Genomic DNA, 15,596 nt, shown 5'->3' on the forward strand with positions numbered 1-15,596 from the left:
CGTTGGAGATCTGGGAAATTGGTCGAGTTAATTCGGGCCTTATGGTACGTAGTCCGCCGAGCGATTTCGCTCCGGGCTGCCTCAACGCGACCAACCTCACGATGACGGGTCCGATCGCGAACCGCCGGAGGCCTGGGCCTTCGCGGCCGCCTCGGCGGCAGCGCTGCCGGGCCGCTTGTGCTGCACCCAGTTCTCGATGTTGCGCTGCGGGCCGGCCGACACGGCCAGCGCGCCCGGTGGCACATCGTCGCGCACCACCGTGCCGGCGCCGGTGTAGGCACCGTCGCCGACAGTGACCGGCGCGACGAACATGGTGTCCGAGCCGGTGCGCACATGCGAGCCGATCGTGGTGCGCCGCTTGTTCTGGCCGTCGTAGTTGACGAACACGCTGGACGCGCCGATGTTGGAGTGCTCGCCGATGTCGGCGTCGCCGACGTAGGTCAGATGCGGGACCTTGGTCCCGGTGCCGATGGTGGAGTTCTTGGTCTCGACGAACGCCCCCAGCTTGGCGTCGGCGCCCAGTGCGGTCCCGGGCCGCAGGTAGGCGAACGGCCCGACCGTGGCACCGGCGCCGATCGACGACGAGGCGGCGTGGCTGCGGACCACCGAGGCGCCTTCGTCCACGGTGACATCGGTCAGCGTGGTGTCCGGGCCGATCTCGCAGTGCGCACCGATCACGGTGGTGCCGAGCAGCTGGGTTCCGGGTGCGACGGTGGTGTCGCGTCCGATCGTCACGTCCACGTCGATCCAGGTGGTGGCGGGGTCGACGATCGTGACACCGGCCCGCTGATGGGCGGCGATCAGCCGGCGGTTGAGTTCGGCCGCCAACTCGGCCAGTTGCACCCGGTCGTTGACGCCGGCCACCAGGGCGGCGTCGTCGACGTGGCGCGCGTGCACCGGCCGGCCGTCGCCGCGCACGATGCCGATCACGTCGGTCAGGTACAGCTCGTGCTGGGCGTTGTCGGAGCCCAGCCGGCCCAGCGCGGACCGCAGCGCGGTGATGTCGAAGGCGTACACCCCGGCGTTGACCTCGCGGATCTCGCGCTGCGATTCGGTGGCGTCGGCCTGTTCGACGATCGCGGTGACTTCGCCGTCCTGGGTATGCAGGATGCGGCCGTAGCCGGTGGGGTCGGCCATCGTCGTGGTCAGCACGGTGACCGCCGCCGGGGCGTTGCGGTGGGCATCGACCAGCGCCCGCAGCGTCGCGGTGTCCAGCAGCGGAATGTCGCCGGAGGTGACCACGACGGTGCCGTCGAAGTCGTCCGGCAGCGCCGACAGGCCGCACAACACCGCGTGCCCGGTCCCCAGCTGCTGGTCCTGCAGGGCGATGTCGATGCGGCAGTCCAGGGCCTGCGCCAACTCGGCCACCGGCCCGGTGATGCGTTCGTGGGCGTGGCCCAGCACCACCACCAGGTGGCGGGGGCCGAGCCCGGCGGCCGCGCGCAGGCAGTGCGACAGCATGCTGCGCCCCCCCAGCGTGTGCAGCACCTTGGGGGTGTCGGAGACCATCCGGGTCCCGGCCCCGGCCGCCAGCACGATGACGGCGTCCTGGCGATCGGCGTCCTGGCGGTCGGCATCCTGGCGCGAGGGAGCGTGTTTGTGCGTCGACACGCCGTCTAGCCTGTCATTCTGCGCACGCTCGCGGCAAAGGGTGGGGCAAATCCGTGCCCGTTGAGCTCCGTCGCCAGGACTCGAACCTGAACTATCTGAACCAAAATCAGAGGTGCTGCCGATTACACCACGACGGATGGATTGCAAGGAGACTCTACCGAACTGGATATCCTGGGCATCGTGGCTGCTCTGGACAGGGATGGCAGGCCCCCGCGGGCCCGGATGACCGGCAGTGAACGTCGGCACCAACTCATCGACGTCGCGCGCTCACTGTTCGCCGAGCGCGGTTACGAGGGCACCTCCATCGAGGAGATCGCGCTGCGCGCCAACGTGTCCAAACCGGTTGTCTACGAGCATTTCGGTGGCAAAGAGGGACTGTACGCCGTGGTGGTCGACCGGGAGATGTCGGCGCTGCTGGACGGCATCACCACCTCGCTGACCAAGTCGACCAACAACCAGTCCCGGCTGCGGGTCGAACGGGTCGCCCTGGCGCTGCTGACCTATGTCGACGAACACACCGACGGTTTCCGGATCCTGATCCGCGACTCCCCGGCATCGATCAGCTCCGGCACCTATTCGACCCTGCTCAACGACGCGATCGGCCAGGTGTCCTCGATCCTGGCCGGCGATTTCTCCCGGCGCGGCCTGGACCCCGAGACCGCGCCGTTGTACGCCCAGGCGCTGGTCGGCTCGGTGTCGATGACCGCGCAGTGGTGGCTGGACGTGCGCGAACCCAAGAAGGAAGTGGTGGCCGCCCACCTGGTCAACCTGTGCTGGAACGGGCTGATGCACCTCGAGGCGGACCCGGCACTGCACGACGAATAAGGCATGCACCGCAACGCAAATCGGCGTCCGGGCAGCCACCGCCTAGAATTGCCCGCATCATGACCGCACCGGGGCACGCCAGCCCAGCCACCCCGATCGCGGGGCTCGTCGAAGCCGCATTGAGCGCGCCGACCTTCGTCGATCTCATCGAGCGCGCCGACAGCCGGCCCGCCGAGCTCAATGTGGTGGGCCCGGCCGCGACCAGGCCTTTCGTCGCGGCCGCATTGGCCCGCAACAGCCCGCTGCTGGTGGTCACCGCCACCGGCCACGAGGCCGACGACCTGGCCGCCGAGCTGCGCGGCGTCTACGGCGACGCCGTGGCGCTGTTCCCGTCCTGGGAGACGCTGCCGCACGAGCGGCTATCCCCGGGGGTGGACACCGTCGGAGCCCGGATGCTGCTGCTGCGGCGGCTGGCACGGCCCGACGACGCGCACCTGGGACCGTCGCTGCGCGTGGTGGTCACCACGGCCCGGTCGCTGCTGCAGCCGATGACCCCGCACCTGGATGCGATCGAGCCGGTCACCCTGACCGTCGGCGAGGAGACATCCTTCGAGGCGGTGATCGCCCGGCTGGTCGAGCTGGCCTACACCCGGGTGGACCTGGTCGGCAGACGCGGTGAGTTCGCGGTGCGCGGCGGCATCCTCGACGTGTTCCCGCCGACCGCCGAGCACCCGGTGCGCGTCGAGTTCTGGGGCGACGAGATCACCGAGATGCGGCCGTTCTCGGTGGCGGACCAGCGCTCCATCCCCGAGATCGACGCCGGCACCGTGGTCGCGGTGGCATGCCGGGAGCTGCTGCTCACCGACGACGTCCGCGCCCGCGCGGCGCAACTGGCCGGCGATCACCCGCTTACCGACAACACCGTCACCGGCGGTGTCGGCGACATGCTCGCCAAACTCGCCGAGGGCATCCCGGTCGACGGCATGGAGGCCCTCGGCCCGGTGCTGCGGCCCGGACCGCAGGCGCTGCTGACCGATCAGCTGGCGGCCGGCACCCCGGTGCTGATCTGCGACCCGGAGAAGGTCCGCGCCCGCGCCGCCGACCTGATCAAGACCGGCCGCGAATTCCTGGAGGCGTCCTGGTCGGTGGCGGCGCTCGGTGGTGACGCGCCGATCGATGTCGAGCAGCTGGGCGGTTCGGGATTCCGCGACCTCGCCGAGGTGCGCAAGGTGGCGCTGGACGCCGGGCATCCGTGGTGGACACTGAGCCAGTTGCCCGACCCGGAGGCGATCGAACTCGAGGTGCGCCCGTCGCCATCGGCGCGGGGGCGGCAGCGCGACATCGAAGCGATCTTCGCCATGCTGCGGGCGCACACCGCGACCGGCGGCGCCGCGGCGATCGTGGCCCCCGGCGTGGGCACCGCCCGTCGGCTGGTCGAGCAGCTGGCCGAATCCGACACCGCCGCAACACTGATGGAGCCCGGTGCGGCCCCGCAACCCGGCGTGGTCGGGGTATTGCAGGGCCCGTTGCATGACGGCGTGGTGATCGGCGGCGCCAACCTGGTGATCGTCACCGAGACCGACCTGACCGGAAACCGGGTCGCCGGACCGGAGGGCAAGCGGCTGGCGGCCAAACGCCGCAACGCCGTCGACCCGCTGGCGCTGACCGCCGGTGATCTGGTGGTCCACGACCAGCACGGCATCGGCAAGTTCGTGGAGATGACCGAGCGCACCGTGGGTGGGGCGCGACGCGAGTACCTGGTGCTGGAATACGCCTCGGGCAAACGGGGCGCCAACGGCACCGACAAGCTCTATGTGCCGATGGACTCGCTGGACCAGCTGTCGCGCTACGTCGGCGGCCAGGCGCCGGCGCTGTCCAGGCTCGGCGGCAGCGACTGGAGCCAGACCAAGACCAAGGCGCGCAAGGCGGTGCGCGAGATCGCCGACGAACTCGTCGCGCTCTACGCCAAGCGCCAGGCTGCGCCCGGCCACGCGTTCGCCCCGGACACTCCGTGGCAGGCCGAGATGGAGGACGCCTTCGGGTTCACCGAAACCGTCGACCAGCTCACCGCGATTGGCGAGGTCAAGGCCGACATGGAAAAGCCGGTCCCGATGGACCGGGTGATCTGCGGCGACGTCGGCTACGGCAAGACCGAAATCGCGGTGCGGGCGGCGTTCAAGGCCGTCCAGGACGGCAGGCAGGTCGCGGTGCTGGTGCCCACCACGCTGCTGGCCGATCAGCACCTGCAGACCTTCAGCACCCGGATGGCCGGATTCCCGGTGACCGTCAAGGGCCTGTCGCGCTTCACCGACGCAGCCGAGTCCAAGGCGGTCATCGACGGACTGGCCGACGGCTCCGTCGACGTGGTGATCGGCACCCACCGGCTGCTGCAGACCGGGGTGGCATGGAAGAACCTCGGCCTGGTGATCGTCGATGAGGAGCAACGGTTCGGCGTCGAGCACAAGGAGCACATCAAAGCGCTGCGGACTCACGTCGATGTGCTCACCATGAGCGCCACCCCGATCCCGCGCACCCTGGAGATGAGCCTGGCCGGCATCCGGGAGATGTCGACGATCCTCACCCCGCCCGAAGACCGCTACCCGGTGCTGACCTATGTCGGCCCGCACGACGACAAGCAGGTGGCGGCGGCGTTGCGCCGCGAACTGCTGCGCGACGGCCAGATCTTCTACGTGCACAACCGGGTCAGCTCCATCGACGCGGCCGCCGCCCGGGTGCGCGCGCTGGTGCCCGAGGCGCGGGTCGTGGTGGCGCACGGCCAGATGCCCGAAGAGCTGCTGGAGACCACCGTGCAGGGGTTCTGGAACCGCGAATACGACATCCTGGTGTGCACCACGATCATCGAGACCGGTCTGGACATCTCCAACGCCAACACCCTGATCGTCGAACGCGCCGACACCTTCGGGCTCTCGCAGCTGCACCAGTTGCGGGGCCGGGTCGGCCGCAGCCGGGAACGCGGCTACGCCTACTTCCTCTACCCGCGCGAGACGCCGCTGACCGAGACCGCCCACGACCGGCTGGCCACCATCGCCCAGAACAACGAACTCGGCGCCGGGATGGCGGTGGCGATGAAGGACCTGGAGATCCGCGGCGCCGGCAACGTGTTGGGCGTGGAGCAGTCCGGGCATGTTGCCGGGGTGGGGTTCGACCTGTATGTCCGGCTGGTCGGTGAGGCCGTCGAGGCCTATCGGGCGGCCTCGAATCTCGCTGAAGGCGAGACACTCACCACCGAGGAGCCCAAAGACGTCCGGATCGACCTGCCGGTCGACGCCCACCTGCCGCCGGAGTACATCAACTCCGACCGGCTGCGGCTGGAGGCCTACCGCCGGCTGGCCGCCGCGCCCGACGATGCCGCGATCAGCGCGGTGGTCGAGGAGCTGACCGACCGCTACGGGCCGCTGCCGGAGCCGGCGGGCCGACTGGTCGCGGTGGCCCGGTTGCGGCTGTTGTGCCGCAGCGTCGGTATCACCGAGGTCAGCGTGGCCTCGGCGACCACCCTGAAGCTGGCCCCGATGACGTTGCCGGACTCCGCCCAGTTGCGCCTCAAGCGGCTACACCCGTCGGCCAGTTACCGCGCCACCACCGCCACCGTGCAAGTTCCGATACCTCGGGCTGGGAGTTCGGTCGGTGCGCCGCGCATCCGCGACGTCGAACTGGTGCAGATGGTGGCCGATCTGATCGCGGCGCTGGAGGGCAAGCCGCAGGGCCAGGTCGACGTGACGGCACCGGTTTCTGAACCCGCCCCGGCCGGTCGGCGATGACCGTCGTCCTGGTCGACCCGCGCCGGCCTTCGTTGCTGCCGGTGGAAGCGTGCGCGCTGCTGACCGGCGACGTCGTCTACACCGAGGAACTGCCGATCGCGGTGCCGTGGTCGTTGCCCGCCGCCCGCTCGGTGCTGTCCGGTGCCGAGGCGCCGGTGCTGCTGTCCTCGGATCGCGACCATCCCGCCGTCGTCGCCCGGTTGGCAGCCGGTGAGCCGCTGATCGCCGCACCGGAGGCCCCGGCGGGGGAGCGGCTGCTCGACGCGGTCGCGATCATGGACCGGCTGCGCAGCACGGGCCCGTGGGAGAGCGAGCAGACCCACGATTCGCTGCGACGGTTTTTGCTCGAGGAGACCTACGAGTTGTTCGACGCGGTGCGCAGCGGGGACGCCGACGAACTGTGCGAAGAGCTTGGCGACGTGCTGCTGCAGGTGCTGTTCCACGCCCGCATCGCCGAGGACGCACCCGAGCGCCCCTTCGGCATCGATGACGTCGCCGACGCGTTGCTGCGCAAGCTGGCCAATCGGGTGCCGGCGGCCGTGCTGGCCGGCGAGGAGATCTCGCTCGACGACCAGGTGGCGCAGTGGCATGAGCGCAAAGCCCGGGAAAAGCTCGAGAAGAACGCCGGAAACTCAATCATGGACGATCTGTCGACCGCTCAGCCGGCATTGGCGTTGGCGAGCAAGGTGCTGCAGCGCGCCGCACGTGCCGGCCTGCCCGCCGAGCTGGTTCCCGACACCCTCACAACCGTCACGGTCGACGCCGACAGTGACGCGGAAAATGGGTTGCGCACAGCGGTTTTGGACTTCATGGATACCGTCCGTTCCGCTGAGCAGGCGATCGCCGCGGCGCGCGACGGCGGCGTGGACGTTCTCAATCCCGACAGCGCACCGCTGGGCGCGGTCAGCGAACAGGAGTGGCGCGCCCACTGGCCGGCGACCGGCGAGGAGGCTGTCAGACCACCCGCGGCGCCTGATCCACCTTACGAGGGGAAATAGATCACCTGATTGGAGAACAGCGCGGTCGGCTCGCTGATGTGGTTGGCGGCCGCGACGACCGACATCCGGGTGTCCAGATCCTCCTCGCCGTATTCCGTGCGGCACAGTGACGCCAGGGTATCGCCGGCGATGTGGCGGCGCCGGTTGAGGCCGGGGACGACGAGCACTTGGCCCGGGGCCGGTTCGGTGTTCGCGGGAAGGTTGTTCGCCAACCCGATCACGATCGCGAGGTGGTCGTCGCCGTACCACCGGGCGGCCAGCTCTGCCAAGCTTTCTCCGTCGACGACCGTGTGGTGTCCCACGTTGGACAGATCGGGGATGTGCAGCCAGCTGCCCTGCTGGATCTCCCGCTGGGCTACTCCGTTGACGATCTCCCAGATCAACTGCACGTTGGTGTCGTCGGTTCCGTAGTAGTGCTGGGTGATCGCCTTACGCGTCGCGGTGGAATCGGCCGCGGTGACCACGTGTCGATACGTGACATACGGGATCAGCAGCTGCTGCCCGGACAAGATCAGATCCGGGTTGGCGAGGTGGTTCTGCCGCGCGATCACCGGGTACAGGGTGCTGTCGCCGTACTCTCGCCGGGCCAGGGCGAACAGGGTGTCGCCAGGCTGAACTTGGTAGGTCTTCACGGTTGTCATTCCTTCCTGTCGGACTAGGGGATTCGCAGTACCTGCCCGACCCGGATCAGATCGGGATTGTCGATGCGGTCTCGATTGGCGATGAACAGTCGCTGCCACAGGTTGCCGTCGCCGTAGCGGTCCTGCGCGATCTTGAAAAGGGTGTCGCCGGGGACGACGCGATGCAGGGAGAAACTGTGGTACGGCCCGCCGAGCAGCGGGCGCCCGAACGTCAGCGGCACCGACACCGTGAAGTCGTTCTCGGGTAGCCCGCTGGGGTTGTCCGAGTGGACGATCAGCATGCCCTCCGCGGTGGTGGGCACCGGGTAGCTGACCGGGAAGTCGAACAGGGTGTAGCCGAATCCGGTGTTCGGCACGAACATCGGTGCGACGGTGGTCAGGACGGTGCCGTTGCGGTCGGTCAGGGTTGCCGAACCGATGACACCTTCGAAGGCGCCGCCGAGCCCGCACAAGACGAAACTGTCGCCCACGATGTCGAACGGTTGCGGAGTGCGGACCGCGAGTCGCGGAATCTCATTCATGCCCAGGGATCCTTTTCGCCGGCTTGGTCACGGCCATCCTGCTGCCGACGCCGCCGGGGACGCACGGGTAGTGGACTACTCCATTTCGCGACCCGCACCGGTGCCGCCCTGACCGTCACGGTTTCGCGTAGCCCGGTACTCGTGTCACGGCCGGTCGCCTGGGTGCAGCATCGGTGTCAACCGGAATCCCGCCGACCACTCGATCCGGGCCGGGGCGAGCAGAGGGAGGCACGGCCATGCCGATGTGGGTCGAAACAGCGGGCGCCGCGGCGTCTTTGCCGGTATTGCTGGTCAACCGGCGATGCCACCTGACGAACTACGCCAAGCAATCCATCCCGGCAGTGAGCGTGCACAGCGACGTCATCGCCTACGCGTCACCGGACTCCACCTACGCGGTGACCAAGAAACTCTTCGACGCGGCCACGCGGTCGATCCTGATCGGGATCTACGACTTCTCCGCCGCCTATATGAAGCAGCTTGTGCTCGACGCGTTGGCGCGCGGCGTCACGGTGTCGCTCATGCTCGATATCGACAGCGCGGCCGAGACCCGACTTTTCGGCGAGCTCGTCGATATGGGCGTGGTGGGGGTACCCGCGCCGTCCTGCGCCAATCCCAGCGTCCAGGTCTTCGCGGCCGCGCACGAGAAGGTCATCGTGATCGACGACGAGTGGACACTGGTGCAGAGCGGCAACTACAGCCCCAACTCCATCCCGCTCAACGAAGTCGACGGTGGTGGGCTGCCCGCGTTCCGCACCGGTAATCGAGACGCGGGCCTGGCGATTCGCTCCCCGGAGCTGGCCGGGCTGTTCACCGGCATCCTGACCCGGGACATGGCCCGGGTGACCGCAGGCACCGACCAAGCGCTCGGCGTGCCGCCGGAACCGGGGAGGATCCTCGTCGAACGAGCACCGACGCATCACCCGTCGAAACTGTTTCCCAGCCGCGTGTTCCAGCTCGATGTCCCGTTGACCGTCCAGCCGGTGCTCAGCCCGGACAATTACCTGGATGTGGTACCCGCCCTGCTCCGAACCGCAACGAGATCGATCGTCATCGAGCAGCAGTACATCAAGGCCCATCAGCCGGGAGTGCGCCAACTCCTGGATGCCGTCGCGGCGGCGCGTGCCCAACACCCGATGCTGCAGGTGCACATCGTCCTGGGCAAAGTCTTCGACCGTGGCGAGCTGCCGCGCGAGCACGCGAATCTCGATGTGCTGGCCAAGGATTACGGACTCAAGCTGGATGACAATATCCGTTACATCAATACCGATCAGTTGGTGCACTGTCACAACAAGATGATCGTGATAGACGGCGCTGCGGTGTTGGTGTCCTCGCAGAATTGGTCTGATTCCGCGGTCACCAAGAACCGTGAGGCCGGACTGTGGGTGCCGCACCCGGGCATCGCGCAGTACTTCGAGGCGATATTCAAGACGGACTGGGACAGCGCGTTCACCAGCCCCGAGCAGGGCCTCGGGGAGGCGCCGGTGACGCGTGCCGCGCTCGGCACCGGCGGATTCGTGCGCGTCGAGCCCGCCGACTACGAACAAATATGAGGCGGCAGTGCCGGGTTCACGTAGTCGGCTACTCGTGACCCGAGTCCGCGACGGCAGCCAGCATGGGTGATGTCCACCAATGAGCGCTCCTGGGATGGGAGCCTGAGCCACCCGGAGGGTGTCATGCACAGTTACTACGGTTGCTTCATCGTTCCCAGGGATGTGCTGGAGGAACTCGCCGCCGACGAATCCCTGTCCGCCCGGTCCCGTCAAGCGTTACGTGACACCGGTGCACTCGAGCCGGTGTGGCGTCAACTCAGGACCGCGCAGATCCGCGCCGCCCAGGCCGGCATGCTGTTCACCGGTGCGGAGATCGCCAACAGGCTGGCATCGCAACCGGAATCTACGGTGTTCAACTGTAAGAACACCCGGTCGCTGCCCGGCGCCCCGGTTCTCAACCCGGACTCGTCCTCGGACGAGACCGCCAGCCGTGCCCACCGAGAGACGCTGGCGGTGGCCGACTTCTACGCCCAGTGCTTCGGACGCAACTCGGTCGACAACGCCGGCATGACGCTGGTGTCGTCGATCCACTACGACGTCCACTACTCGAACGCCTTCTGGAACGGCACCCAAATGACCTATGGCGACGGCGACGGCGAGGTGTTCGTCGATTTCACCGCATCGACTGATGTGATCGGACACGAATTGACCCACGGCGTCACCCAGTTCACCGCGGGCCTGAACTACACCAACGAAGCCGGCGGCCTCAACGAAAGCGTTTCCGACGTGTTCGGCACCATGTTCCGCCAGTGGCGGAAGAACCAGACCGTCGATCAGGCCGACTGGCTCATCGGAGCCGACATCATCGGCCCGAAAGCCGCCGCGAAGGGTTACACCTGTCTTCGCGACATGGCCGATCCGGGCGCACAGCACTGTCTGTCCCGGCAGCCGGGGCACTACCGCGACTACGTGCCGGGCGGCGATCCGCACACCAACAGCGGCATACCCAATCGCGCGTTCTATCTCGCCGCCAAGGCCATCGGCGGACAGTCATGGGAGAAGGCCGGTAAGGCCTGGTATGCGGCACTCACCAGTCCCAAAGCCACTCCCAACATGAAGATGAAGTCATTCGCCAACCTGACCCGGTCCGCGGCCAAATCCTTGTTTGCAGCGGATACCGCTGTATACAGTGCGATTGACGCCGCATGGGAAGCGGTCGGCATCGCGTAGCTGAAGCGAGGCGGGCGATGAGTGAATATGTCATCGAACGGCGCGGCGGCCTGGCCGGATTGCCGGCGGCCGGCCGGGTTCAGGCCGACGCGCTGGAACCCGAGGCCCGGGCGGAGCTGGACCGCCTCATCGACAGCGCGGCGTCGTTGCCGGGGGATGTCGGCGCTGATCGCTACATCTATGTGGTGACGCGCCGGACGCCGGCGGGGGAGACCCGCCGTGAGATACCCGAAAGCCTGTTACCGCAGTCGGTGACAAGCCTGGTGCGAGAAACGATCTAGCGCGCCCGAGGAGTACCGATGATCACTCTTGAACGACCCGTCGATGAAGCCGACGATCACGAGGCGCCCGGCAAAGACCCCGATCTCGCCGACGTGCCCGGATCGCTACGCATCCTGTTGGCCGGGTGGGTCGGTGCCGACGCCGCGCTCATCCTCGGCTTGGCCGTGCGGAATGCAACGCTGACCAGCACCGCATGGGACCTGGTCGGGACGGCGCTGTTGAGCTCAATCGGCATCACCTGCGCGCTGGCTCTGGTTCAGATCGCCAAGCGATCCCGCGGTGCCGCGCTGACCGCGATGGTGAGTCAAGTCTTCGTCGCGGGCCTGGCAATCTACGTCTGGATGGTCGACCAGCGCAGCCCCGACAGTCAGCTGATGGGCGTGACGGGCATCGCGTTGGCGGTGGGCGGTACCGCCCTGCTCTGGGTGATCTACTTGGGCAGGTACGCCCGCGGTGCCTTCAGCAGGGGCGCAGCCGTCGCTGTCGCACTGTTCCCGTTGGTGGGCCTTGGCCAATTCTGGATGCAGACCGAGTACCTGCCCGCGTCGGCACGTCCGCTCGTCGACATCAGCACCGAGCTCTCGCCGACGGGCTCGACCGGCCCGATCATCCACTTGTTGGCGAAAGCGACCCTGCACAACCGTGGTTCGGTTCAGGCCGAGATACACGCGGCATTGATGCGCGTGACGGCGTACCCCGTTGGAACACCGTCGGAACCGGCCAGCACCGAACGCCTGCTTGCCGGGCTGACTCCGCTGGGGCGGGTGCTGCGAGGGGAGTACCGCGAAACCCCCAATCTGCCCGCCGACTCCCAGCTGCTGTACGCCGATCTGTTCGCCGCCCCGTACGACGACGCCTTTCTCTCACCCGGCGGGACGGCCGAGCAGAAGCTGGTGATCGACATCGACTCGCGCAAGGTCCGGCTGGTACGCCTCTCGGTGAACGGGGTTTTCGTCACCCACCGGATTCTCAAAGACACCCACTCGTGTTACCCGCCCCAGATCTCCTTCGCCAAGGACCCGGCGGCCTTCTTCGACGAGGCGGGGAAGGTCCACGACTTCGGCGACACCAAAGCGGGCGTGTTGTGCTCGGAAAGTCAGTTCGCCTCGACGGGTGCGATCCAGGACCTGGTTTCGGATCATCCGATGTCACGGGTCTTCGTCATGGTCGCTCCCCCCGCACCGACCATGGATGTGCCGGAACTAGTGCCGTTCTTCGGCACCCGAGAAACCCTCAAAGATCCGCTCCGGCACATCGACACGATGTATCAGATCGACAAGGCCAACCCGACCTCGATCATCAGCAGTTCGGCCGAGTATGTGCCGTCAGACGCCGACGTTCACCCAGGTGCGCGTTAGCGACCGAATTCGGGTAGACCGCTACTCGTGCCGACCGGTCGGGCCGGGACAGATGCTGGATTCAGACGCCCACCGCCCGGAGGGATATGCGTCATGACCCGAGCTCTCGGCAAATGCACGAACACCGACACCGACGCCGTTGTCCGCTGGATGGACGCCGGCGCCACCCGATCCGATCCGGAGCCGACGCCGCTGCCGGGTATTCAGCCGGCGAAACGACGGCTGCACGCCGCGTGGCGAGAAAATGCACAAAGCCGGATCGTCGAGCTCGATGTCGAAATCGACTGTCTGATCGATCAGTTGGGAAGCGCGGCATCCGCCACCCAGCGACGTCGGCTGGTAGAGGCGAAGGTCAGGCTGCGCGCCGCGGATGCAGTCGTCAAAAGCCGTCCGGGACTGCGAAACGCGTGGACGGGGGTCGATGTCGCCCGTGCGCTGGCGCACATCAATGCGGTCGACGTCACGCTCACCCGGCTGTCGCCGCCGAACACCGTCGCCGCGAAACTTCCCGACATCATCACTCACGCGGCGCTACTGCTCAAACCCCACGATGCCCGCCTGGATGACTTGCGGCGCTACGCCGCGAAACCCGACCTGACCGACGACGACCGTGGCCACATCGCACAGGACATGCGGGCGATCTTTGCGGCCTGTGCCGACGAACACGTCCGGACGCGCAGCTTTCGCAATCTCCTCTTGGGAGCCACCTTCGTGCTCACGCTGTTCGCCGTCGGGATCGGTCTCCTGGGCTGGTGCGCTCCGAATTGGTTTGTGCTGTGCGCGTCAAACCATCCGACCGTGGCCTCCTGCCCCACCGGGGGATCGGCGCCGAGCGGCGGCGATGTCTTTCTGGTGGAGCTCATCGGACTGTTCAGCGCCGGCCTGATGGGATCGGTCGCGATTCGCCGAATGCGTGGCTCCTCAACGCCCTACGCGGTTCCGATGGCCTCGCTGCTGGTGAAGCTGCCGACCGGCGCACTGACGGCATTGGCCGGGCTGCTGCTGGTCCGCGCCGGTGTCCTGGGCCCGGACGTCGCCGTCGCCGGTACAACGCAGCTGGTCGCTTACGCGCTGATCTTCGGCGGTTCGCAGCAGGCGTTCACCCGGCTGATCGACATTCAGACCCAGAATGTGCTCGACAGCATTCCCACCCCGAACCGCGACGCGGCTAAACCCCCGAACACCGCCGTCCGGCCCAACCAGGAGGGGCCGTGAGGCGCCGCGCCGTCACAGCGTGGTCTGGATCGGCGCTGCCGGGGCGGCGGCGATCGCGTCGAGCACCTGGATGTTCCGGACGATATCCTGGCTTTCCCGTTGGGCGATCTCGCGGATGACCGCCGCGGACACGGCGGTCAGCGCGGGCGCATCGAAGACCGACACCACCTGCGCGGCGACCGCGCGGTCGCGGATCCGGATCGTCGCAGGGCGCACGAACGCCGGCTCCAGGGCCAGCAGCGCGGCGAAGCGCCACGCGCTGTCGCGCATCGCCCGCACGGCACCGTTGATCGCGAACAGCTCGCTGGATGCCAGGACCGCATACAGATCGCTCAACGCTGGTGACAGCTGATTCAGCCGGGAGGCGACATCGTTGACCTGGCCGGCCAGCACGGCGTTGATCGTGTCGAAATCGTGGTGCAGTGTCCACAGGTCGGGCCCGGGCGAGATCTGCGTCGCGGCAATGCCGAGATCAAAAGCGATATGCGCGGTGACTCCGGCGACCAGGTGCTGTACCAGGATCGGCTTCGCAGTGTCCGCAGCCGCGAACACCGCCCACCAGGAGCGGGTCGGCTCCGGGTAGCGCTGCGGATGGAGATATCCGTTGAGTGCGTCGAAATAACGGTTGGCGAAGGCGACATCGAACCGCTCCATCCGCGGGCCGTCCTCGAACGTGTCGTGTGCCACCGCTGTTCGCACCGCGATGGTGATTCGTTTATACAACGCCGCAAAATATCCCAGACGGTTCGACGCACCGATCGACCAGTCGATGACGGTGCCGATCGTTTCGACCACGTCGTCCAGCGTGGTGGCGCGGGGCAACGGATCCGGCGGTGACGGGATGGCGCTCATCATCCGAGGATCCGCCAGTCGAGTCGCCATACCTAGCGTAACCGACTACTCGAATTGCCACGGCTGGCCCGGGACGCGCCGAGGCGGGTACTGCGCTACTCGTGTCGTGAGAGACCTTGCGCCCCTAGCGTTGTGGACGGACAGGGGAAGGGGAGTCGATGTCTTCGAACAATCCGCTCTGGCTGCCCGACGTGCTGCGAGCAGAAGGGCTCGACGTGGTCGAGTTCCCCCGATGGCGGTTCTGCGGCCACGGCGACTTCACCGACATCTGGGGGGTGATCTGCCACCACACCGGCGCTGACGAGGCCCCGCCGGAGCGCATCGCGGCTGGCACAGCCGCTGTGACCGGCCCGCTCGCGCAGCTCCACCTTGCTCAAAACGGCACCGTCACCGTCATCACGGCCCGGATCGCGCGGCATGCCGGCTCGGGGCGCTATCCCGGTCTGCCCACCGACGACGCGGATCGGCACACGATCGGTATTCGGGCGGTGAACACCGGCACCGAAGGCTGGTCGACACCCCAATACGGCGCCTTAGTGCGGTGTTGTGCCGCCATCCTGCGCAGGCTGGGCCAACCCAGCTCCCACGTGATCGGGCACCGGGAGTGGAATCCGCGCAAATGGGATCCGGGCGCACTCGATGTGGACCGCTTGCGTTGTGACGTCGCGGCTCGGCTGCCGGAAGGCAAGCGGAAAAGCGAAAAGCCCGATGTCACAGTCGAATAACTGAGGTAGTGCCGTACTCTAGGCGCGCGCTATCGGCTGCTCGATGCTCGGGGGAGTAACTCAACATCGAGATTGGAGTCGATATGCCCACGAAGAAGTCGGGATTGAAGACGCTGGCCACAACCACAA

13 protein-coding genes and 1 tRNA gene are annotated in these 15,596 nt (G+C 67.5%); 9 read left to right on the forward strand and 5 right to left on the reverse strand.

The window, feature by feature from the left end; genetic code table 11:
• Window positions 1–96: 96 nt before the first annotated feature.
• Together glmU and ACAG20_RS19625 are read right to left on the reverse strand one after the other, a co-directional pair.
• Window positions 97–1,611 carry a bifunctional UDP-N-acetylglucosamine diphosphorylase/glucosamine-1-phosphate N-acetyltransferase GlmU gene (gene glmU, locus ACAG20_RS19620; protein WP_370493779.1) on the reverse strand — a complete coding sequence of 505 codons (1,515 nt, stop codon included), beginning with the start codon at window positions 1,609–1,611 and terminating at the stop codon, window positions 97–99.
• A 65-nt stretch (window positions 1,612–1,676) separates the two neighbouring features.
• Window positions 1,677–1,748: transfer RNA gene (locus ACAG20_RS19625), tRNA-Gln, on the reverse strand.
• Between the two features lie 85 nt (window positions 1,749–1,833).
• Here ACAG20_RS19625 and ACAG20_RS19630 point away from each other — a divergent pair.
• Genes ACAG20_RS19630 through ACAG20_RS19640 form a run of 3 tightly spaced genes read left to right on the forward strand, consistent with a single transcriptional unit; the run spans window position 1,834 to window position 7,153 of the window.
• Window positions 1,834–2,436, forward strand: coding sequence for a TetR/AcrR family transcriptional regulator (locus tag ACAG20_RS19630; protein WP_112684408.1), 603 nt, complete (start codon window positions 1,834–1,836; stop codon window positions 2,434–2,436).
• Between the two features lie 59 nt (window positions 2,437–2,495).
• Entirely contained in the window at window positions 2,496–6,155 is a 3,660-nt protein-coding gene (mfd, locus tag ACAG20_RS19635; RefSeq protein WP_370493780.1) for a transcription-repair coupling factor, read from the forward strand.
• The gene (locus tag ACAG20_RS19640) at window positions 6,152–7,153 is read left to right on the forward strand and encodes a nucleoside triphosphate pyrophosphohydrolase (RefSeq protein WP_112684410.1); all 1,002 of its coding nucleotides are present in this window, start codon (window positions 6,152–6,154) and stop codon (window positions 7,151–7,153) included. Before mfd ends, ACAG20_RS19640 begins: the two co-directional genes overlap by 4 nt.
• Here the strand turns inward: ACAG20_RS19640 and ACAG20_RS19645 are convergent.
• Together ACAG20_RS19645 and ACAG20_RS19650 are read right to left on the reverse strand one after the other, a co-directional pair.
• Window positions 7,138–7,785, reverse strand: a complete 648-nt coding sequence (locus ACAG20_RS19645) for a LysM peptidoglycan-binding domain-containing protein (RefSeq protein ID WP_370493781.1) — start codon at window positions 7,783–7,785, stop codon at window positions 7,138–7,140. The two genes, ACAG20_RS19640 and ACAG20_RS19645, sit on opposite strands and share 16 nt — an antisense overlap.
• A gap of 23 nt (window positions 7,786–7,808) precedes the next feature.
• Complete coding sequence (locus tag ACAG20_RS19650; RefSeq protein WP_370493782.1) at window positions 7,809–8,315, reverse strand: LysM peptidoglycan-binding domain-containing protein; 507 nt, start codon at window positions 8,313–8,315, stop codon at window positions 7,809–7,811.
• Window positions 8,316–8,551: 236 nt separating this feature from the next.
• On the opposite strand from ACAG20_RS19650, the gene ACAG20_RS19655 reads away from it, so the two are divergent.
• From ACAG20_RS19655 to ACAG20_RS19675, 5 genes are all read left to right on the forward strand, one after another.
• Complete coding sequence (locus tag ACAG20_RS19655; protein ID WP_370493783.1) at window positions 8,552–9,865, forward strand: phospholipase D-like domain-containing protein; 1,314 nt, start codon at window positions 8,552–8,554, stop codon at window positions 9,863–9,865.
• Window positions 9,866–9,988: 123 nt separating this feature from the next.
• Window positions 9,989–11,035: a M4 family metallopeptidase gene (locus tag ACAG20_RS19660; RefSeq protein WP_370493805.1), complete on the forward strand. Its 1,047-nt coding sequence runs from the start codon at window positions 9,989–9,991 to the stop codon at window positions 11,033–11,035.
• A gap of 17 nt (window positions 11,036–11,052) precedes the next feature.
• Window positions 11,053–11,316, forward strand: a complete 264-nt coding sequence (locus ACAG20_RS19665) for a protealysin inhibitor emfourin (protein ID WP_370493784.1) — start codon at window positions 11,053–11,055, stop codon at window positions 11,314–11,316.
• 18 nt (window positions 11,317–11,334) lie between these two features.
• On the forward strand, window positions 11,335–12,675 hold the full coding sequence (locus ACAG20_RS19670; RefSeq protein WP_370493785.1) for a hypothetical protein: 1,341 nt from the start codon (window positions 11,335–11,337) through the stop codon (window positions 12,673–12,675).
• A gap of 93 nt (window positions 12,676–12,768) precedes the next feature.
• Window positions 12,769–13,890 carry a hypothetical protein gene (locus tag ACAG20_RS19675; RefSeq protein ID WP_370493786.1) on the forward strand — a complete coding sequence of 374 codons (1,122 nt, stop codon included), beginning with the start codon at window positions 12,769–12,771 and terminating at the stop codon, window positions 13,888–13,890.
• Window positions 13,891–13,902: 12 nt separating this feature from the next.
• Here ACAG20_RS19675 and ACAG20_RS19680 read toward each other — a convergent pair whose 3' ends face one another.
• Complete coding sequence (locus tag ACAG20_RS19680) at window positions 13,903–14,685, reverse strand: DUF5995 family protein (RefSeq protein WP_370493787.1); 783 nt, start codon at window positions 14,683–14,685, stop codon at window positions 13,903–13,905.
• A gap of 215 nt (window positions 14,686–14,900) precedes the next feature.
• Here ACAG20_RS19680 and ACAG20_RS19685 point away from each other — a divergent pair, with 215 nt between their 5' ends.
• A complete protein-coding gene (locus tag ACAG20_RS19685; RefSeq protein ID WP_370493788.1) occupies window positions 14,901–15,467 on the forward strand; it encodes an N-acetylmuramoyl-L-alanine amidase in 567 nt (188 codons plus the stop codon).
• Window positions 15,468–15,596 lie beyond the last annotated feature (129 nt).

The sequence above is a fragment of the Mycobacterium sp. pW045 genome (assembly GCF_041287085.1).
Lineage (GTDB): Bacteria > Actinomycetota > Actinomycetes > Mycobacteriales > Mycobacteriaceae > Mycobacterium > Mycobacterium algericum_A.